Origin of the sequence: Curtobacterium flaccumfaciens (genome assembly GCF_051548005.1) — a bacterium.
Lineage (GTDB): Bacteria > Actinomycetota > Actinomycetes > Actinomycetales > Microbacteriaceae > Curtobacterium.
This window is the reverse complement of the sequence record NZ_JBPUGH010000007.1, coordinates 18,191-37,579: the sequence shown is the minus strand read 5'-3', so window position 1 is coordinate 37,579 and position 19,389 is coordinate 18,191. Positions and strand designations below refer to the sequence as shown.

At 72.8% G+C, this 19,389-nt stretch carries 15 protein-coding genes; 10 read left to right on the top strand and 5 right to left on the bottom strand.

Features of this window, described 5'->3' with window-relative positions; genetic code table 11:
- Window positions 1-48: 48 nt before the first annotated feature.
- Together ACSW7Y_RS02180 and ACSW7Y_RS02175 are read right to left on the bottom strand one after the other, a co-directional pair.
- A complete protein-coding gene (locus ACSW7Y_RS02180) occupies window positions 49-3,432 on the bottom strand; it encodes an ATP-dependent DNA helicase (protein ID WP_438124711.1) in 3,384 nt (1,127 codons plus the stop codon).
- Window positions 3,429-6,584 carry an ATP-dependent helicase gene (locus tag ACSW7Y_RS02175; RefSeq protein WP_438124710.1) on the bottom strand — a complete coding sequence of 1,052 codons (3,156 nt, stop codon included), beginning with the start codon at window positions 6,582-6,584 and terminating at the stop codon, window positions 3,429-3,431. Before ACSW7Y_RS02175 ends, ACSW7Y_RS02180 begins: the two co-directional genes overlap by 4 nt.
- 129 nt (window positions 6,585-6,713) lie before the next feature.
- On the opposite strand from ACSW7Y_RS02175, the gene ACSW7Y_RS02170 reads away from it, so the two are divergent.
- Complete coding sequence (locus ACSW7Y_RS02170) at window positions 6,714-6,938, top strand: DUF3107 domain-containing protein (RefSeq protein WP_400410082.1); 225 nt, start codon at window positions 6,714-6,716, stop codon at window positions 6,936-6,938.
- A gap of 1 nt (window position 6,939) precedes the next feature.
- Window positions 6,940-7,236: a hypothetical protein gene (locus ACSW7Y_RS02165; protein WP_438124709.1), complete on the top strand. Its 297-nt coding sequence runs from the start codon at window positions 6,940-6,942 to the stop codon at window positions 7,234-7,236.
- Window positions 7,237-7,298: 62 nt separating this feature from the next.
- On the opposite strand, the gene ACSW7Y_RS02160 is transcribed toward ACSW7Y_RS02165, so the two are convergent.
- Window positions 7,299-8,012 carry a ferritin-like fold-containing protein gene (locus ACSW7Y_RS02160; RefSeq protein WP_438124708.1) on the bottom strand — a complete coding sequence of 238 codons (714 nt, stop codon included), beginning with the start codon at window positions 8,010-8,012 and terminating at the stop codon, window positions 7,299-7,301.
- A gap of 84 nt (window positions 8,013-8,096) precedes the next feature.
- On the opposite strand from ACSW7Y_RS02160, the gene ACSW7Y_RS02155 reads away from it, so the two are divergent.
- Window positions 8,097-9,599, top strand: a complete 1,503-nt coding sequence (locus ACSW7Y_RS02155) for a DEAD/DEAH box helicase (protein ID WP_438124707.1) — start codon at window positions 8,097-8,099, stop codon at window positions 9,597-9,599.
- 88 nt (window positions 9,600-9,687) lie between these two features.
- On the opposite strand, the gene ACSW7Y_RS02150 is transcribed toward ACSW7Y_RS02155, so the two are convergent.
- A complete protein-coding gene (locus tag ACSW7Y_RS02150; protein ID WP_438124706.1) occupies window positions 9,688-10,560 on the bottom strand; it encodes a PHP domain-containing protein in 873 nt (290 codons plus the stop codon).
- Between the two features lie 70 nt (window positions 10,561-10,630).
- Between ACSW7Y_RS02150 and ACSW7Y_RS02145 the strand changes: the two genes are divergently transcribed.
- A complete protein-coding gene (locus tag ACSW7Y_RS02145) occupies window positions 10,631-12,115 on the top strand; it encodes an aminopeptidase P family protein (protein WP_438124705.1) in 1,485 nt (494 codons plus the stop codon).
- A gap of 9 nt (window positions 12,116-12,124) precedes the next feature.
- Complete coding sequence (locus ACSW7Y_RS02140; RefSeq protein ID WP_438124704.1) at window positions 12,125-12,607, top strand: GNAT family N-acetyltransferase; 483 nt, start codon at window positions 12,125-12,127, stop codon at window positions 12,605-12,607.
- Between the two features lie 216 nt (window positions 12,608-12,823).
- On the opposite strand, the gene ACSW7Y_RS02135 is transcribed toward ACSW7Y_RS02140, so the two are convergent.
- Complete coding sequence (locus ACSW7Y_RS02135; protein WP_438124703.1) at window positions 12,824-13,804, bottom strand: general stress protein; 981 nt, start codon at window positions 13,802-13,804, stop codon at window positions 12,824-12,826.
- Window positions 13,805-13,954: 150 nt separating this feature from the next.
- On the opposite strand from ACSW7Y_RS02135, the gene ACSW7Y_RS02130 reads away from it, so the two are divergent.
- The 5 genes from ACSW7Y_RS02130 to ACSW7Y_RS02110 all read left to right on the top strand — a co-directional run bounded on the left by ACSW7Y_RS02130 (window position 13,955) and on the right by ACSW7Y_RS02110 (window position 19,351).
- The gene (locus tag ACSW7Y_RS02130; protein ID WP_290132495.1) at window positions 13,955-15,274 is read left to right on the top strand and encodes a magnesium transporter MgtE N-terminal domain-containing protein; all 1,320 of its coding nucleotides are present in this window, start codon (window positions 13,955-13,957) and stop codon (window positions 15,272-15,274) included.
- 34 nt (window positions 15,275-15,308) lie between these two features.
- Window positions 15,309-15,806, top strand: coding sequence for a DUF1003 domain-containing protein (locus tag ACSW7Y_RS02125; RefSeq protein ID WP_438124719.1), 498 nt, complete (start codon window positions 15,309-15,311; stop codon window positions 15,804-15,806).
- Window positions 15,799-16,959 carry an Mrp/NBP35 family ATP-binding protein gene (locus tag ACSW7Y_RS02120; protein ID WP_438124702.1) on the top strand — a complete coding sequence of 387 codons (1,161 nt, stop codon included), beginning with the start codon at window positions 15,799-15,801 and terminating at the stop codon, window positions 16,957-16,959. The genes ACSW7Y_RS02125 and ACSW7Y_RS02120 overlap by 8 nt, the downstream gene beginning before the upstream one ends.
- 95 nt (window positions 16,960-17,054) lie before the next feature.
- Window positions 17,055-17,903: a class I SAM-dependent methyltransferase gene (locus ACSW7Y_RS02115; protein WP_438124701.1), complete on the top strand. Its 849-nt coding sequence runs from the start codon at window positions 17,055-17,057 to the stop codon at window positions 17,901-17,903.
- 155 nt (window positions 17,904-18,058) lie between these two features.
- Window positions 18,059-19,351 (top strand): carbohydrate-binding protein, encoded by a 1,293-nt coding sequence (locus tag ACSW7Y_RS02110; protein ID WP_438124700.1) that lies wholly within the window; start codon window positions 18,059-18,061, stop codon window positions 19,349-19,351.
- The last annotated feature ends 38 nt before the right edge of the window (window positions 19,352-19,389 follow it).

Sequence of the window (19,389 nt, the reverse complement as noted above, 5' to 3'; positions counted from 1 at the left end):
CGTCCGGTGTTCCGCGCCCTGCGCGCGGGGCGCGACGCGCCCCGGACATCAGCCGATCGCGCCGCGCCAGGCCTGCTCGAGACCGGCTCGGTCGAGCAGTCCGGTCGGGCGCACCTCGAGGTCGTCGGCCACGAAGTAGAACACCGCGTCGACCTCGTCGAGCGGCCGCCCCGTGAACTCGGCGTAGGCGACGCGGTACAGCGCGAGCTGCAGCTGCCGCTTCGCCAGGTCGTCGCGTCCGCTCGGCGCCTTGCCGGTCTTCCAGTCGACGACCTCGGCACGTCCGTCGATCTCGTAGACGGCGTCGAGCTTGCAGACGACGCTGTGCCCCAGGAACGGGATGTGGATCTCGCGCTCGACCTCGACCGGCGTCAGCTCGGCCCAGCGCGAGCGCGCGAACGTCTCCTGGAACGCCGCGAGTCGTCGGGCGTCGTCGTCGGTGACCGGCGCCGTCGCCGAGGCGTCGGGCAGGTCGTCCGCGTCGAGGTCGGCCTCGTCCGCCCACAGGTCGAGCGTCTCCAGCGAGCCGCCCGCCCGGGCGCGCTGCTCGACCCACTGGTGGAACAGTGTGCCGAGCCGGGTCGCGCGGTAGGGCCGTTCCGGCATCGGACGTCGGAGCCGCTCGGCGACCCGGTCCGGCTCGGACAGGTAGTCCTTGAAGCCGGAGGCGGGCACGCGGTGCGGCACCACCACGGCGTGCCGCGCACTGCGGACGGCGGCCCGTTCGGCGAGCAGCAGGTCGATGTCCGCGGCGAAGCGCCCGGCGGCACCGGGGTCCGCGTTCCGGACCCGTTCGGCGGCAGCGTGCACCCGAGCCTCCCGCTGGCCGTACGGCACGTGCGGCCAGGTCTGGGTCGCCCCCGACTCCCCGAGCGGGTCGTGCTCGTGGTGCGACTGCTCCGGCACGGCGTCGGCCGCGATGACCCCGGCGTCGCGGAGGTCGGCGAGGTAGCGGCTCGGCGCGGTCGGCTTCACACCGCCGGACCAGAACGATCCGGACACGAGCAGGTCGTGCTTCGCGCGGGTGAGCGCGACGTAGGTCAGGCGTCGCTCCTCGTCCTCGTTGCGGGCCTGCATCTCGGCCTTGAAGGCCTCGATGGCGTCGCGGACGTCCTTCTGGGTCTCCTGCCCGCGCCAGGCCAACCGCGGAAGCTCGTCGGCGTCGCCGCGGAACTCGTACGGCAGCCGGCCGAAGCCGATCCAGCCCGAGGAGCCCTCCTGGGGACGCGCGGGCAGGCCGCCCTCGACCATGCGCGGCACCGCGACCGCGTCCCACTCGAGGCCCTTCGACCCGTGGATCGTGAGGATCTGCACGGTCCCCGCCTCGGGTTCCTCGGACCGCGGCCCCATGTCGTCCCGTCGGGCAGCGGCGTCGATCCAGCCGAGGAACGCGCCGAGGTCGGCGCGGTCGTCGGTGGTGACGAACCCGGCGAGCTCGTCGAGGAACGCGTCGAGGAACGCTTGGCTGCCCTGCTCGTGGGCGGCGACCTCGACGTCGAGCCGCATCTCCTGCACGACGAGCGTCACGAAGTCGACGAGGTCGCCGCGGGCGCGCTGCCGCAGGGCCTGGAGCTGCTGCCCGAGTGCACGCATGCGCTCGCGTCCGTCCGGCGAGATCCGTTCGAGGGCTCCGTGCTCGTCGGGCGCGGTCGCCACGAAGTCGAGCGCGTCGACGATCGAGCCGTGCTCCCCCACCGCAACCGACGCCCGGAACGCCGCGGTCAGGTCGTCGTCGAGGCGCTGCTGGGTGTGGTCGCGGCCGAACAGCCACCTCGCGAGGTCGTGCAGCGCCGCGATGTCGGCGGCTCCGACCCGCCACCGGGCACCGGCGAGCAGCCGGATGAGGTCGTTGCCGGCCGCCGGGTCGTGCAGCACCCGGAGGCACGCGACCAGGTCCACGATCTCCGGGCGCTGCAGGAGTCCGCCGGTGCCGAGCACGTGGAACGGCACGCCGAGTTCCGCCAGCGCCCCCGTGAACGCCGCGAGGTCCTTCCGGGCACGCAGCAGGAGGGCCATCGAGGCGCGCGGGTCGCGGTGCCGGTGGGTCCGGAACCACTGCGCGACCGACGCGGCTTCCTCCGGGAGGGTCTCGGTGAACACGACCTCGACCGAGCCGTCGTCGGCACCCGGGCGCGGGACGAGCCGCTCGACCGCGACGTCGGAGGCCTCGGACAGCGGCGACACGACGGCGTTCGCGGCGGCGAGCACGGTCACGGGGTTCCGCCAGCTCGTCGACAGCGGGAACGTCACCGGGGTCGGCTGGTCGTCGCCGCCGAAGTCGCGCGGGAAGCGCCCGAGGTTCGCCGCACTCGCGCCGCGGAAGCCGTAGATCGACTGGTGCGGGTCACCGACCGCCATCACCGGGTGCCCCCGGAACAGCCGTGCGAGGAACCGGGTCTGCACCACCGACGTGTCCTGGTACTCGTCCAGGAGCACCACGCCGAACCGGCTCCGGAGGTCGTCGACCACGCGGGGCGCCGACTCGGCGGCGGCGAGCGCCAGGGCGATCTGGTCGGAGAACTCCACGAAGCCCCGGTCGACCTTCTGCCGTCGGAACCGCTCGACGAGGTCGGCGAGGGGTTCGAGCGCGCCCACCGCGGCCACGGCCTTCGCGACCTCGGCGTAGGGCTTCCCACGGTTGCCCGGCAGCTCCAGGACCCCGGCGAACTCGATCGCGAACCGCCGCAGCTGCTCGGGCTCGACGAGGTGCTCGGACGCTGCTCCGGCGAGCGCGACGACGGCCGCCGTGACGGTGTCGACGTCACGGTCGAGCCCGGCGAGCCGGTCGTCGCGGGCGTCGACGACGACCCGGCGGGCGAGCTGCCAGGCGGAGGGTTCCGTGAGGACCTGCGACTCCCCGTCACGGCCGACCAGGAGCGCGTTCTCGCGGAACACCGAGTTCGCGAAGGCGTTGTAGGTCGACACGGTCGGTGCCTCGAACGCGTCTCCCGGGGTGATGAGCCCGACGTCCTCGAGGGCCCGGATGCGGTCGTTGATGCGGACCGAGAGCTCGCCGGCCGCCTTGCGGGTGAACGTCAGACCGAGGACCTCGTCGGGCCGGACCATGCCGTTGGCGAGCAGCCAGACGACGCGGGACGCCATGGTCTCGGTCTTGCCGCTGCCCGCGCCCGCGACGACGAGGGCGGGGGCGAGCGGCGACTCGATGACGGCGCGCTGCTGCTCGGTGGGGCGAGGGCGGCCGAGGGCGTCGGCGATCTCGTCCGCGCTGCGGACCGCGCGCGTGGTGCCAACCCGTCCGGCGTCGACCTGTCCGGCGTCGACCTGTTCGGACTCGGCCTGTTCGGGGTCGACCTGTCCGGCGTCGACCTGTCCGGACTCGACCTGTTCGGACTCGACCTGTTCGGACTCGACCTGTTCGGACTCGACCTGTTCGGACTCGACCTGTTCGGACTCGACCTGTTCGGTGCTCACCAGGTGACCTCCCCCACCACGTGGATCCGACACTCGGCGCCGGTCCGGGACTGCTCGCAGTGATCGTCGACGTTCGCGATGAACGTCCGCCCGGCCATGCCCCGTGCCACCGAGTGCAGGCGCGCACGGTAGGACTCGCGTGCCTCCGCGTCGAACGCGTGCTGCGTCCGCTCCGAGTACGCCTGGGTGCTCCGGGCGTTCTGCACGAACACCAGTCGGGCGTCCGCCATCGGTGCCCCGGCCGGGACGCCCTCGACGGCGCCGTCCTCGACCGCGAGCTGGTAGGCGCCGAGCTGCGGGTGCTCCGGCATGTCGTTCTTCTCGCTCGGCATCGACCGGCCGGTCTTCAGGTCCACCACGCTGATCCGTCCGTCGGGGTCGACCTCGATGCGGTCGATGCTGCCCCGCATCCGTGCCGGCCCGGTCACGAGCGAGAACGCGGTCTCGGCGCCGAGCAGCCGCCGGCCCGCCGCGGCGAACGTGCGGAGGTAGTCGCTCAGTCCCTCGATCATCCGTCGGGTGCGGGCGCGCTCCCGGTCGGCGATCCACGGCGACTCGAACGTGAGCTCGCCCCAGCGGGACTCGACGTGTGCCCAGAGGGACTCGACGTCGACGCTCGTCGCGTGCTCCATCGCGTCGTGGACGATCGTCCCGATGCCCATCGCCGGGCTGGGGGCACCACCGCCGAACGTCTGGACGAACCAGTGCACCGGGCACTCCTCGAACGTGCCGATCCGGGACGGCGAGACGCTCACGGTCGGCGTGACCACCGGTCCGCCCTCGTACTCCGGGGCCGGCTCGGCGTCGAGGTCGACCAGCGGAGCGTCGGTCGTCGGTTCCGCCGTGCCGTACCAGTCGTCCGGTGCGGCGCCGGGGACCTCGGCGTCGGCCAGGCGGGCGAGGGCGGACGCGGCCTCCGGGTCGCCCGAGGTCACGACACGCCGCCGGAGCGATCCGGCGAGACCACGCAGCGACAGCGGGTGCACGGTCGCCGCGCGGTCGGGCGGCTCCGGCACGAGGCGGACGAACGGCGACGGGGACTCGTCGTCGTTCGCGACCGTGCCGATCACGACCTGGGTCGTCGCGCGGGACACCGCGCGGGCGAACAGGCGCAGCTCGTCGGCGACCACTGCTGCGCGGTCGTCGACGGCGGAGCGCTCCGTCCCCTCGGCAGCGCGCACCAGACCGTCCGGGTCGAGCAGGCTGCCCCGCACGCGCGTGTTCGGCCAGACACCGTCCTGCAGGCCGAGGACGACGACCACGTCGCACTCGAGGCCCACGGTCGCCGACGGGGTGAGGACACGCACACGACCCGCGGTGCGGTCCGGTCCGATGGAGTCCTCCGGCAGGTCCGCGTCGAGCAGGTCGTCGACGAACACCCGTGCGGGGGCGTCGGGCGTGCGCTCGACGAACCGCTTCGCCGCCGTGAAGAGCCCGACCACGGCGTCCAGGTGCCGGTCGGCCTCGCCCGCACCGACGCCGCCGGCCTCGGACTGCGACCGCCAGACCTCCGCGAGCCCGCTGCGTTCCCAGAGCCCCCAGAGGATCTCCTCGATGCTGGCGTCCGCTTCGGCGTCGGCACGGGCCTGCACGAGGCTCTTCGCCAGCCGGGTGGCCCGCCGCGCGAAGCCGGCGTCGATCGTGGCCAGGCGTTCCGGGGCACCCAGCGCTTCGACCAGGAGTTCGTCCGCCGTGCGCCCGCCGTCGCCGGCCAGTTCCTCACGCCGGAGGGCGAGCCGGAGGCGCCGCATCGCGAGGGTGTCGAGGCCACCGAGCGGCCCGGTCGCGAACGCGGTGGCGAGCTCGGCGTCGAGCGGGAGCACCCCGAGGGCGACCGCAGCGGCGTCGAGGAGCGACCGCGCTGCCGAGTCGTCGCGGACACGGACGGGGGCGGCCCCCGCGGTCGCCGGCACCTCGGCGACGGACAGGGCACGGACGAGCTCGGGGATCGCGGCACCGCTGCGCGTCACGACGACCATCCGGTGCCAGGGCACACCGTCGAGGAGCCGGTGCTCGCGGAGTCGGCGGGCGACCGCGACCACGAGGGCAGCGCGGCTCGCTCCCTGCACGTGCACGACCGCGTCGGACCGGGCGTCGGTGACCGTCGCGACGGCGTTCCGCTGCCGACCGGCCGCCGCGGTGCCGATCCGCGCGGTGATCCCGGCGACGAGCGCGCGCACGGGTGCCGCGTGCCGGTGGACGGTCCCGAGGACGACCTGCTCGACCTCGGCGACACCGAGCCTGGCACCGAGCCGACCGAGCACGTCCGGCACGGCGCCACGGAAGGCCGAGGCGGCGATGTCCGGGTCGCCGAACGCCACGACCTGCACGCCCGAGCGGGCCAGCGCCCCGAGCAGGGCGATCTCACCCTCGACGAGTTCCTGTGTGTCGTCCACCACGACGGTCCGGAGCGCGGCGACCGCCGGTGGGACCTCGCCGCGCAGCACGGCGGCGGTGGCGTACGCGACGAGCTCGGCGGCGTCGAGGCTGGTCGCCCGGAAGGCCGAGAGCGCCGCACGGTACCCGTCGACGAAGTCACCGACCGCCCGCCACTCCGGGTGGCCGGTGTCGTCGCCCAGCTCACGCATCTCGTCCGGCTCGATCCCGGCGGCGACGGCACGCATCATCACGTCGCGCAGTGCCGTGCGGAACCCGGCGCGCTCGCGGACCACGGCCGTGATCGGCTCCGGCCAGTCCGGCCCGGTGCCGTCGGTCTCGTGCCCGGCGAGGAGGTCGGCGATGATGCGGTCCTGCTCGCCGCCGGTCAGGAGCGTCGGGACGTCCTGCCCCTGCGCGACGGCGGCGTGCGTGACGACCTGGAAGGCGAGGGAGTTGACCGTCCGGGCGAGCGCCCCCGGCACGACCCGGTCCACCGCGGTGGCCAGGCGGTCGCGCAGTGCCGTCGCGGCGGTGCGGGCCGAGGTGAGCGCGAGGACGGTGGTGTGCCCGTCCGCCGAGATCGCGTCGGCCACCCGGAGGCGCTGGGCGACGAACCGCGCGAGGGTCGTGGTCTTGCCGGTGCCCGGGGCGCCGATGACCGCTGCGTGCCGGCCCTGGGGCAGCGCGAGCACCGCGTCCTGCGCCGCGTCGGGGACCAGTGCGCGCGCGACACCCGTGTCGGCGGGGGTGGGCGTGAGGGTCGTCCGGGGCACGCTCGTACGGTACCCACGACGGCCGACACCGCCGGTGCCCGACACGGGCGCGGGAACCGTTCCGCGCAGCGGTGTGCGCCCGCGGCGAACGGCCGGAGCAGCCGGGGACCGCCCCGCTACGCTGTGGTCGTGGACATCAAGATCGGCATCATGAACAGCCCGCGCGAGATCGCGTTCGAGAGCGCGCAGACCGCTGACCAGATCGAACAGGCGGTGTCGGAGGCCCTCACGGCGAAGGCGACGCACCTGTCCCTGCAGGACGAGAAGGGCCGTCGCTTCATCGTGCCGGTCGCGTCGCTCGCGTACGTCGAGGTCGGCGCGGAAGAGGCTCGTCGCATCGGCTTCGTCGCCTGACGTGGAACTGCTCTTCGCCGTGCTCGGCGGCCTGCTCGTCGGGGCCGTCCCGCACGTCGTGCTGCCGTGGCGCGCGAGCCGGGGCGTCCTCGTGGGTCCGGTCGTCGGCGGTGTCGCCGCGGCCGTCCTCTGGGAAGCCCTGACCTGGGCCGGCTGGCCGTACGACGGCGGTTGGATCTGGGTCGTGGCCCTCGTCGGCGCGGCCGTCGCGGCGGCGATCGTCGCGACGGTGCTCGGCAGCCGTCGCCGATCGGCGGACGACGCGTACTACGAGCGGGTCCGGGCGAACGGCGCCTGACCCGGCGCACGCCGCGCAGCGCCCGACCCGGCGCAGCAGCCCTGCGCCCGGACGTCCGCGCGTCAGGCGGTCAGCCCGAGCGCGTCCATCCGCCGGCTGTGCGCCGCGATGAGCTCCGTCCAGACCGGTTCGAGCCTCGACTGGTCCTCGCGGGCGTGCGACGCGAGCGCTGACCGCGCCACGAGCAGGGTGTCCCCGACGAGCCGTCGGCCCCACATCGCCAGCCGCGAACCCACCCGAGGATCGGCCTCGATGTGCGCCGTGAGCTCCTCGACCACGGCCGCTTCCTCACGCGCGTCGAACACCGAGCGGAGCCGCTGCCGGACGTCGATCGGCAGCGAGCGCAGCAGGTCGTCGAACAGGTCGTTGAGGATCCCGGCGGTGACGTAGCCGGTCAGCATCGACTCGTACCAGTCGGCACCGCTCGTCCGCTCGAGGAACCGGTCGATCGCCTCGCGGTGCGGCGCCATGAGCTCGGCCGGGTCCTGCCCGTTCCGCTCGATCTCGGCGACGATGGTGCGGTGCCGCTCCAGCGCCGTCGTGGCGAGCACGCCGGTGACCAGCCGCCCGGAGAGCGTCGGCGCTGATGCTCCGGCCCGACCCATCGTCTCGTACATCGACAGCTGCAGGTACGCGGCCTGACCGAGGTAGACGTCGAGCTCCGGGCTGACGTCGTCCAGCCGGAGTCGTTCGCCGGACGCCTTCTTCGGGTTGCGCGAGGCGAGCCAGGCAGCAGCGAGCTGCGCCGCACGTTTCCGGTTCCACCATGACACCACGCCAGCAGCATAGGGGTCCGGACCCGGGACCCCCGTCCGCGTCGGTAGACTGGTCGGGACTTCCACCAGGACTAAGGTGATTCTTTGACTTTCGCAGACCTCAACATCGAGCAGGACATCGTCGACGCGCTCGCGACGAAGGGCATCATCGAGCCCTTCCCGATCCAGCAGCAGACGATCCCGCTCGCCCTGACCGGCCAGGACATCATCGGTCAGGCCAAGACGGGCACCGGCAAGACCTTCGGGTTCGGCCTCCCGCTCATCCAGCGCCTCGGCTCCGCTCCGGAACCGGGCGTGAAGGCCCTCGTCGTCGTCCCGACGCGCGAGCTCGCGGTGCAGGTGACCGAGGACCTCGAGCTCGCCACCTCGAACCGCCCGACGACGATCGTGTCGATCTACGGCGGCAAGGCGTACGAGGGCCAGATCGAGCAGCTCAAGGCCGGCGCGCAGATCGTCGTCGGCACCCCCGGTCGCCTGATCGACCTGCAGCGCCAGCGCCTGCTCGACCTCTCCCACGTGCAGGAGGTCGTGCTCGACGAGGCTGACCGCATGCTCGACCTCGGGTTCCTCTCCGACATCGAGCGCATCTTCCAGGCCGTCCCGGCCGTCCGGCACACGATGCTGTTCTCGGCGACGATGCCCGCCCCGATCGTCGCGCTGGCCCGCCGCTTCATGTCGCGTCCGGTGCACATCCGCGCGACCGACCCTGACGAGGGCCTGACGCAGGCGAACATCAAGCACGTCATCTACCGCGCGCACTCGCTCGACAAGGACGAGGTCATCGCCCGCATCCTGCAGGCCGAGGGTCGTGGCAAGACCGTCATCTTCACCCGCACGAAGCGCGCCGCCGCGAAGCTCGTCGAGGAGCTCAAGGACCGCGGCTTCAACGCCGCCGCCGTCCACGGTGACCTCAACCAGGAGCAGCGCGAGCGCGCCATGGCCGCCTTCAAGGCCGGCAAGCGCGACGTCCTGATCGCGACCGACGTCGCGGCCCGCGGCATCGACGTCGACGACGTCACGCACGTGATCAACCACACGATCCCGGACGACCCCGACACCTACCTGCACCGCGCCGGCCGCACCGGCCGCGCCGGCAAGACGGGCATCGCGGTCACCTTCGTCGACTGGGACGACCTGCACAAGTGGACGCTCATCGACAAGGCGCTCGAGTTCGGCATCCCGGAGCCCGTCGAGACCTACTCGTCGTCCCCGCACCTCTTCTCCGACCTCGACATCCCCGCCGGCACCAAGGGTCGCCTCCCCGGCGCGTCGGCACACGCAGCGTCCGCCGGCACCGGTGAGGGCAGGGGCGGCGACCGCCAGCGCGGCGGTCAGCAGGGCGACGGTCGTACCGGCGGCTCGCGTTCGCGGTCCCGCAGTCGCACCCGCTCGGGAGGCTCGGCACCGGCCACGACGGAGCCGTCCGACGCGCAGGCGCCCATCACTCCCCCCGCTGACGGCGCGACCGCGGAGGCCGGCTCCGGCGACGGTGCGGCCAAGCGCCGCCGTCGGCGTCGTCGCCGCAGCGGTGGCGGTTCGTCCGAGGCGACCGCCTCGGCACCGCAGGCCGCCGGCGAGGGCGAGTAGCGCCTCCAGGCCGAAGGGTCCGTCGCTGACGCGACGGGCCCTTCGTCGTCCCCGCCCACCGGAGTGGGGAACGGACCGGTCCGCCGGGTCAGGCCAGGCGGGCGCCCGGTCCGGAGACGGGGGCTGAACCGGTGGCTTCGGCGACGATCGTGTCGAACGCAGCACGCGAGGTGCGGTGCTCGCCGAGCCGGTTCGGCTTGCCGGTGCCGTGGTAGTCGCTCGACCCGGTGACGAACAGGTCGTAGCGCACCACCCAGTCGAGCAGGGTGCGCTTGCCGTGCGAGACGTTCTCGCGGTGGTCGACCTCGAGTCCGCCGAGGCCCGCCTCCACGAGCGCACGGAGCACGTCCTCGTCGATGACGATGCCGCGCGACGACGCCGCCGGGTGCGCGATGACCGGGACACCACCGGCACCGCGGATGAGTTCGACGCCGCGCAGGGGCGACGGGGCTTCGTGCGGCTCGTAGTAGCCGGATGCGGGGTGCAGGATGCCGCGGAACGCAGCGCTCCGGTCGGGTTCGAGGCCGCGGGCGACCAGGGCGTCCGCGATGTGCGGTCGGCCGATGGTCGCGCCCTCACTCGCCTGCGCGAGCACGTCGTCCCAGGTGAGCGGGTGGTCGGCGCCGATCCGTTCGACCATGCGCCGGGCGCGGGTGAGACGGCCGTCGCGGATGCGTGTGGTCTCCGCGACGAGGTCGGGGTCGGTCGGGTCGACGAGGTACCCGAGCACGTGCACACTGCGGAACCCGATGCGGGTGCTCAGCTCGAGACCGGGGAGGAGCGTCACCGGCAGCTCGCGGACGGTCGCGATCGCCTCGTCCCAGCCCGAGGTGGTGTCGTGGTCGGTCAGTGCGACGCCGTCCAGCCCGGCGGCGGCCGCGGCCCGGACGAGCTCGGCGGGGCGTTGGGTGCCGTCGGACACGCTCGAGTGCGTGTGCAGGTCGATGAACGGATCGGGCACGTCGCCAATGCTATCCACAGGTGAGCACGCGCACAGGCCGCGGTGCCGCGGACGGTGCGAGGATGGGGGCATGGCCGACACCACTCCCCGCGCGACGAGCAACCGTTCCACGACCCCCGGCTCCTCGACCTTCAAGGACTACATCGGGTCGCAGTGGGCCGAACGCGAGCGCCCGCTCCCCGAACCCCGCGAGCAGGCCGCGCACGCCGCCGCACGTCGGGCCCGCATCTCCGAGCTGCACCCCGGCCGGACGATCGTCGTGCCGGCCGGCCAGGCGAAGGTGCGCTCGAACGACTGCGACTACCCGTTCCGACCGCACTCCGCGTTCGCGCACCTCACCGGGTGGGGCTCCGACACGGTCGTCGGCTCCGTGCTCGTGATGACGCCGAACGGCTCCGGGCACGACACCACGCTGTACTTCCGGGCGACGGCGGGCCGTGACTCCGAGGAGTTCTACGCCAATCCGGAGATCGGCGAGTTCTGGGTGGGACCGCGTCCGTCCCTGGCCGAGGTCGCTGCCGACCTCGGGGTCTCCACCGCCGACCTGGGCGACCTCGACGCGGTGGTCGACGGCCTCGACCAGACCGTGCTCGTGGTCCGCGACGCCGACACCGAGCTGACCCGGTCGTTCGACGAGCGCCTCGGCAGCACGGTCGGCGGCGCCCCCGAGCAGGACGGCGCACCGGCGACGGACGACGTCCTCGCCCGCGACCTCTCGGAGCTCCGCCTCGTGAAGGACGCGTACGAGGTGCACGAGCTCCGCCAGGCCGTCGCGGCGACGAAGGCCGGCTTCGACGACGTCATCGCCGACTTCGACGCCGTGCTCGCACACCCCCGCGGCGAGCGCATCGTCGAGGGCACGTTCAACCGCCGGGCGCGGGCCGACGGCAACACCGTCGGGTACGACACGATCGCGGCGTCCGGGCACCACGCCTGCATCCTGCACTGGACCCGGAACGACGGCGCCGTGCAGCCGGGCGACCTCATCCTCATCGACGCCGGGGTCGAGGTCGACTCGTTCTACACCGCGGACATCACCCGCACGCTGCCGGTGAGCGGCACCTTCACCGAGGTGCAGCGGATGGTCTACGAGGCCGTGCTCGAGGCGGCGGACGCGGCGTTCGCGATCGTCAAGCCGGGCATCACCTTCCGCCAGGTGCACGCCACCGCGATGGAGGTCATCGCGCGCAAGACCGCCGAGTGGGGCTTCCTGCCCGGCACGGCGGAGGAATCGCTGCAGTCCGAGAACCAGTTCCACCGCCGCTACATGGTCCACGGGACGAGCCACCACCTCGGGCTCGACGTGCACGACTGCGCGAAGGCCCGCCGCGAGATGTACATCGACGGCGTCGTGCAGCCCGGCATGGTGTTCACGATCGAGCCCGGACTGTACTTCCAGCAGGACGACCTGACCGTCCCGGAGGAGTTCCGCGGCATCGGCGTGCGCATCGAGGACGACATCCTGGTGACCGAGGACGGCGCCGAGAACCTCTCGGTCGGGATCCCCCGGACCCCCTCGGAAGTGGAGGGGTGGATCGCCCGCTCCGGCCGCTAGCCTGAGCGGGTGACCACGCCCGAGCACACGCCGACGACGGACGACCTCGACATCGAGGTCGAGCACTTCGACTCCCCGGACGCCCAGCGGCTCCGTGCCGCGCAGCGACTCGAGATCGACCGTGCCTACGGGCAGGACACCGAACCCGGCGAGAAGCCGACGGCCGAGTCCATCGCGGTGTTCTTCGTGGCGCGCGACGCCTCGGGCACGCCGCTCGGCTGCGGCGGACTGCGGATCGTGCAGGACGGCATCACGGAGATCAAGCGGATGTACGTGCGACCGGAGTCGCGTGGTGCCGGGGTGTCGACCGCGCTCCTCCGTCGGCTGGAAGAGGCCGCGCTCGACCTCGGGTCGCCGGCGCTGGTGCTCGAGACGGGCACGGAGCAGAAGCGGTCGATCGGGTTCTACGAGCGCGAGGGCTTCACGCGCATCGCCAACTTCGGCCCGTACTCGGGCGTGCCGACCTCGGTCTGCTTCTCCAAGGTGCTCTAGCGCGGGCGCGTCGGTCCGCTCCGCCGCCGAGGTTCCAGGATCCCGGCATCCCGAGCGGGGCCGCCACCGATCCGTGGAACCTCCATGGATCGACGACGGCATGTCGTGGAACCTCGACGGCGCTGGTGGCACAGACGATCGGCGGACCCGGGCATGCGGCACTGCCCGGGCATCCGGCACTGCCCGGGCCCGCGGTCTGCCCGGCGAGCGGCGCCGTCAGGACCGGTCGTCGTTCGGGCTCTTGCGCTGCTCCGGGGCCGACGAGGGCGCGGACGTGGGGGTCACCCGTTCACCGAACTGTGGCTGCTCATCGGGACGTGCTGCCTCGCCGGGGCGATCGGACCCGGCGGCCGGAGGCTCGTACCGCGGCCCGTCGTTCGTCCCGTAGCGCGGCGGACCGGCGGGAGCACTCGACGAGGCCCCGGGCTGCCCGGCGGCGGGACCGGACGGAGACCCGGACGGGGTCTCGCCGTACCGCGGCCCGTCGTTCGTGCCGTACCGCGGCCCGTCGTTGGTGCCGTAGCGCGGCGCTCCCGCCTGCGGGCCGGGGGCCGACGTACCGGGCTGCTGCGTGCCTCCAGGCTGCTGGTGGGGCGTCGCGTGCCCGCCGTACGGTGCCTGCTGCTGCCGCGGCTCCGGCCGCCACGGCTCCTGCCGGTTCATCGGCGCACCCTGCGAGGGCGACGGCGAGTTCCAGTGGGTGGACTGCGTCGCGCCGAACTGCCCGAGGATCTTCTGCGCCTGCCCGGTCAGCTGGGGGTCCACCACGATCTGGTAGTTCGTCGCGAGCACCTGGTGGACGCTCGTGAAGTCGCGCTGCCGCTTCGTGATCGCGAAGGAGACGATCCCGTAGAGCATGCCGAAGGCCGCACCGATGATGGCGGCGGCGATGATGAGGCCACCCGCGGTCGGCGAGAAGAGGGTGAGCACGATGCCGAAGAAGATGCCGAGCCACAGACCCGACAGGGCGCCGGCGATCGCCGCACGGCCGTAGGTCATCTTGCCGGTGACGCGCTCGACGGTCTTGAGGTCGTTGCCGACGATGGCGATCTTGGCGACCGGGAAGTCCGACTCGGCGAGCTTCGCGACGACGCGCTGCGCCTCCGGGTAGCTGTCGTAGGTGCCGAGGACGTCGCCACGCGGCAGCGTCGGGAATGCCTGGGCCGTCCGGCCGCCGAAGGGGCTCTGATTGCTCACTCAGCCATCATCCACCGGGCACCTTGCAATCGCACGTGCGCTCCCAGGGAAGCCGCCGACCGAGCTCCTCCCCGAGGGCTGGCGGTCCGGTCGGTGAGCCTGCACAGGCGCGGCGGCGTCGGCGCAGGACCGAACGGCTACGCTGGTCGGGTGAGCGCCACGAAGGTCTTCGTCGCCCGCCTCGCCGGGTGCTCCGTCTTCGACCCCGCGGGCGACCGCGTGGGCCGCGTCCGGGACGTCCTGGTCGTCTACAGACGCGTCGACTCCCCGCGCGTCGTCGGGCTGATCGTCGAGGTCCCCGGCAAGCGCCGCATCTTCGTGTCCGTCGGTCGCATCACGTCGATCGGGGCCGGCCAGGTCATCACCACCGGCCTCGTGAACATGCGCCGCTTCGAGCAGCGCGGCGGCGAGGTCCGCGTGATCGCGGAGATGCTCGGCCGCAAGGTGCTCATCAAGAACCAGCGGATCCGCGCCACGATCGAGGACGTCGCGATCGAGGACCGCGGGCAGGGCGACTGGGAGGTGTCGCAGCTCTTCCTCCGCAAGCCGAAGACGACGCCGTCCCCGTTCGGCAAGGGTCCGACCACGTTCGCGACCTGGAACGAGGTCACCGAGGACGAACTCCCCGGCGAGGCACAGTCCGCCGAGCACGTCATCGCCGCGTACTCCGACCTGCTGCCGGCCGACCTCGCCTCCACGCTGCTCGACCTCCCCGAGGAGCGCCGGTTCGAGGTCGCCGAGGAACTCCCGGACGACCGGCTCGCCGACGTCCTCGAGGAGATGCCCGACCAGGAGCGCATCGAGATCCTGAGCCGGCTCGAGGACGCGCGCGCCGCCGACGTGCTCGACCAGATGCAGCCGGACGACGCCGCCGACGTGCTCGCGCAGTTCCCGGACGACCGCTCCGAAGCCCTCCTCCAGCTCATGGAGCCGGAGGAGGCGCAGGACGTCCGCATGCTCCTCGAGTACGAGCCCGACACCGCCGGTGGTCTCATGACGACCGAGCCGGTGATCGTCTCGGCCGACGCGACCGTGGCCGAGGGGCTCGCGCTCGTCCGACGCCACGAACTCGCGCCGGCCCTCGGCGCGAGCGTCTGCGTCGTGCTCCCGCCGTACGAGCCGCCGACCGGGCGCTTCCTGGGGCTCGTGCACTTCCAGCGCATGCTGCGGTACCCGCCGAACGAGCGGCTCGGCACCCTCATCGACCAGCAGACCGAGCCGGTCCGGGTCGACGCCAGCGCCGCCGAGGTCACGCGGATCATGGCGACCTACAACCTGCTGTCCGTCCCCGTGGTCGACGACGCCCACCGTCTCGTCGGGGTGGTGACGATCGACGACGTCCTCGACCACGTCCTGCCCGACGACTGGCGAAGTCAGGGTGAGGGAGAACCCTCACCCCTTCCTCGCCAACGCTCCCGCAAGACGCCCGTGACCACGGGAAGGAGGACCACCAGTGGCCCGAACGGATGACACCCGCCAGGAGCGCCTGGACTCCCCCAAGGGCATGCGCACCCGGGTCCTGCCGACCCGCCGCCGCGGCCGTGGGGACACCTTCGGTCGTGCGACCGAGGGCATCGCGCGGGCGATGGGGACGCCCTGGTTCCTCGTCGGCCTGACGCTCTTCTGTGCGGTCTGGATGATCTACAACACCGTCGCGCCGAAGCCGTGGCAGTTCGACTCGGCGGCGATCGGCTTCACCGCCCTCACCCTCGTGCTCTCGCTCCAGGCGTCGTACGCCGCACCGCTGATCCTCCTCGCGCAGAACCGGCAGGACGACCGCGACCGCGTGCAGTTCGAGCAGGACCGGCAGCGCGCGGAGCGCAACCTCGCCGACACCGAGTACCTCGCCCGCGAGGTCGTCGCGCTGCGCCTCGCGATGCGGGACATGGCGTCGAAGGACTTCATCCGCGCCGAGATCCGGTCGCTGCTCGAGGAGCTCGACCGGCGAGACGCGGACTCCGCCGGCTTCGCCGACGAGCCCGGCACCGCGACCCGTGGCTGACCCCGGCAACTCGGACGAACAGCTGGGCGGCGCGGTCCTCGCGGCGCTCGGTCGCGTCGTGGACCCCGAGATCCGTCGGCCCGTCACGGAGCTCGACATGATCCGGGGTGTCGACGTCCAGCCTGGAGGCGCGGTGCGCGTCGACCTGCAGCTCACGATCACGGGGTGCCCGGCCGCCGACACGATCGAGCGCGACGTCCGTGCGGCCGCCGGTTCCGTGGACGGCGTGACCGCGGTCGACGTGGACGTCTCCGTCATGTCCCCGGCGACCCGCGCGGCCCTCACCGAGCGACTCCGTGCCGGTCGCCCGCGCGGCGTGCAGTTCACGCCGGACTCGTTGACGCGGGTGATCGCGGTGACGAGCGGGAAGGGCGGCGTCGGCAAGTCCACCGTCACGGCGAACCTCGCCGTCGCGCTCGCTGCCCGTGGACAGCGGGTGGGCATCGTCGACGTCGACGTGCACGGCTTCAGCATCCCGGGGCTCATGGGCCTCACCGATGCCGCGGGGGTGGCACCACGACCGACCCGGGTCGACAACATGATCCTGCCGCCGGTCGCCCACGACGTGAAGGTGGTCTCGATCGGCATGTTCGTCGACGACGTCTCGACCGCGGTGTCCTGGCGCGGGCCGATGCTGCACCGGACGGTGTCGCAGTTCCTCACCGACGTGTTCTTCGGCGACCTCGACGTGCTGCTCCTCGACCTCCCGCCGGGGACCGGGGACGTCGCGATCTCGGTCGGCCAGCTGCTCCCCCACGCCGAGGTCCTCGTCGTCACGACGCCGCAGACCGCCGCCGCGGACGTGGCCGAGCGCAGCGGGATCGTCGCACGGCAGACCGGGCAGCGGGTGATCGGCGTCGTGGAGAACATGGCGGGGCTGGTCCAGCCCGACGGCTCGGTCCTGCACCTCTTCGGCGAGGGCGGTGGTGCCGAGACCGCTGCTCGGCTCTCCCGCGGGCAGGACGTCCCGGTCCCGGTGCTCGGCAGCGTGCCGCTCTCCGTGCCGCTCCGGGAGGGCGGGGACACGGGCGTTCCGGTGGTGCTCGGAGCGCCGGAGGACCCGGCGGCAGTGGCCCTCGGCGCGATCGCGGACCGGGTGTCGACGATGGGCAGGGGACTCGCAGGTCGGAAGCTCGGACTGTCGGTCGGCTGACCCGCCGCCACGCTCGCCGCTCCGCCAGGACGGCCAGGCCCACCCGTTCGCTCGGTGGAGTCGGGCCGTTCCGCTCGCTCGGTAGGGTCAACGGCATGAGCACTGACCACGTCAACGTCGACTGGGACCAGGCCCGCGACACGAACCGCGCGAACTGGGACGACCGCGTCCCGATCCACGAGGGCGCCTACGACATCGACGCACTGAGCGACCCCGAGCACCGCTCGGGCGTCGTCCGCGCCGACCTCCCCGTCCTCGCCCGTTGGCTGCCCAGGGGCTCCCTCGACGGGCTCGACCTCTGCCACCTGCAGTGCCACATCGGTACGGACACGGTGTCACTGGCGCGCGATGGCGCCCGGGTCACCGGCGTGGACTTCTCCCCCGCGGCACTGGACTCCGCCCGAGGGCTCGCCGATCGCCTCGGGCTCGACGTCACCTGGGTGGAGACGGACGTCCTCGACGCCCGGGCCGCCGTCACCGGGGCCTTCGACGTCGTCTACACGAGCATCGGGACGATCTGCTGGCTCGACGACCTCGATCGTTGGGCCGCGCAGATCGCCGCGCTCCTCCGACCGGGCGGGGTGTTCTTCATCCGCGACGGCCACCCGGCGATGTACGCCCTGGACGAGGACGCCGGCGAGCTCGTCGCACGGCACCGGTACTTCGCCGACGGCACCGCGCAACAGTGGGACGACGCCGGCACCTACGTCGGCGAGGGGACGGTCGCGAACACCCGGACCTACGAGTGGCCGCACCCGCTGTCGGAGATCGTGAACGCGCTCCTCGGCGCCGGCCTGCGGTTGCGCTTCCTGGACGAGGGCCGGACCCTGCCGTGGCGGTTCAGTGCCCGGATGGACGAGCTCCCCGACGGCGACTTCGCGTGGCCCGGTGCCGATCGCGACCGTGTGCCGACCACGTTCACGATCGTGGCGACGAAGGACTGACCGACCCGCCTGTACGTCCTTTCATGGACAGGTCGTTCCACTCGGGTGCATTGTGCAGGGGTATTCCACAATGCTCCTGCGGAATCGGGTCCGCAGGAGCTCCAGCCCGCCCGGCGACGTCGCCGGGCCGAGGACAGGAGGACCGTGTGATCAGCATGACCAGGACCAGGATCGGGATCGTCGCGGCGGTCGCGGCCGCGCTGACGGGCGGAGCCGTGGCCGCAGCTCCCGCCACGGCGGCCACGCCGCCGTGCGCGACCGCGTGGAGCGCCGGCACCGCCTACACCGGCGGTGCCACGGTGAGTGAGAACGGCACGAACTACAGCGCGAACTGGTGGACGCAGGGCGACGAGCCCGCGACGCACTCGGGCGCGACGGGCAGCGGGCAGCCGTGGACCTCGACGGGCGCGTGCAGCGGCACGAGCACGGGTGGCGGCACCGGGGGCGGCGGGACCGGCACCGGCGGAGGTACGGGCACCGGGACCGGCGGCAGCGGCGGCACCGCGAGCGGCCTCGTGTTCAGTCCGTACAAGGACGTCACGGTCAACCTCGACTGGAACACGAACGTCATGAACACGGCGGTCACCGGGACGCGCATCCCCGTCGTCGGATCCTCGAACAGTCTCGTCTCGACCCGCGAGCCGGGCCTGAAGGCGATCACCCTCGCGTTCGCCACCGGCACCTGTGGCAGCGAGAACTGGGGCGGTGTCGCCGCGGATGCGTTCGCGAGCGCCAACATCCCGAAGCTCGATGGCGCGGGGGTGGACTACATCGTGAGCACCGGCGGCGCGGCCGGCTCGTTCAGATGCTCCGGGACGGCGCTGCAGTCGTTCATCGCCCGCTACGCGAGCCCGCACATGATCGGCGTCGACTTCGACATCGAGAGCGGACAGTCCGTCTCCGACGTGCAGAACCTCGTGAACGCCGCGGCACTCGCGCAGTCGAAGTACCCCGGCATGCGCTTCTCGTTCACGCTCGCGACCCTCGCGGCGTCCGACGGAACGTACGGCGGGCTGAACAGCACCGGTGACGCCGTCGTGAAGGCCATCAAGGCGTCGACCCTGACGCACTACACGGTCAACCTCATGACGATGGACTTCGGGCGGGCCACCTCCGCGAACTGCGTGCTCTCCGGGTCGACGTGCGAGATGGGGCAGTCCGCGATCCAGGCCGTCACCAACCTCGAGCACACCTACGGCATCGCGCCGTCGAAGATCGAGGTCACCCCGATGCTCGGCGTGAACGACGCCTCGGACGAGGTCTTCACCCTCGCCGACGTGGACACGCTGACGTCCTACGCGAAGGCGAACGGCCTGGCCGGCGTCCACGTGTGGTCGCTCGACCGGGACACCCCGTGCTCCTCGACGACGGCGATGGCCACGTGCAGCTCGGTCCCGAGCGCGCCGGCGCTCGCGTGGACCGACCGGTTCCTCGCCGACCTGCGGTAGACGCCACCACGTGACGGCCGGGAGGCGCGGTGCCAGCC

Coding starts and splice junctions, on each gene's coding strand:
- ACSW7Y_RS02115 (WP_438124701.1), top strand. CDS start 17,055: ATGAGCACTGACCACGTCAACGTCGACTGGGACCAGGCCCGCGACACG.
- ACSW7Y_RS02145 (WP_438124705.1), top strand. CDS start 10,631: ATGGCCGACACCACTCCCCGCGCGACGAGCAACCGTTCCACGACCCCC.
- ACSW7Y_RS02125 (WP_438124719.1), top strand. CDS start 15,309: ATGCGCACCCGGGTCCTGCCGACCCGCCGCCGCGGCCGTGGGGACACC.
- ACSW7Y_RS02110 (WP_438124700.1), top strand. CDS start 18,059: ATGACCAGGACCAGGATCGGGATCGTCGCGGCGGTCGCGGCCGCGCTG.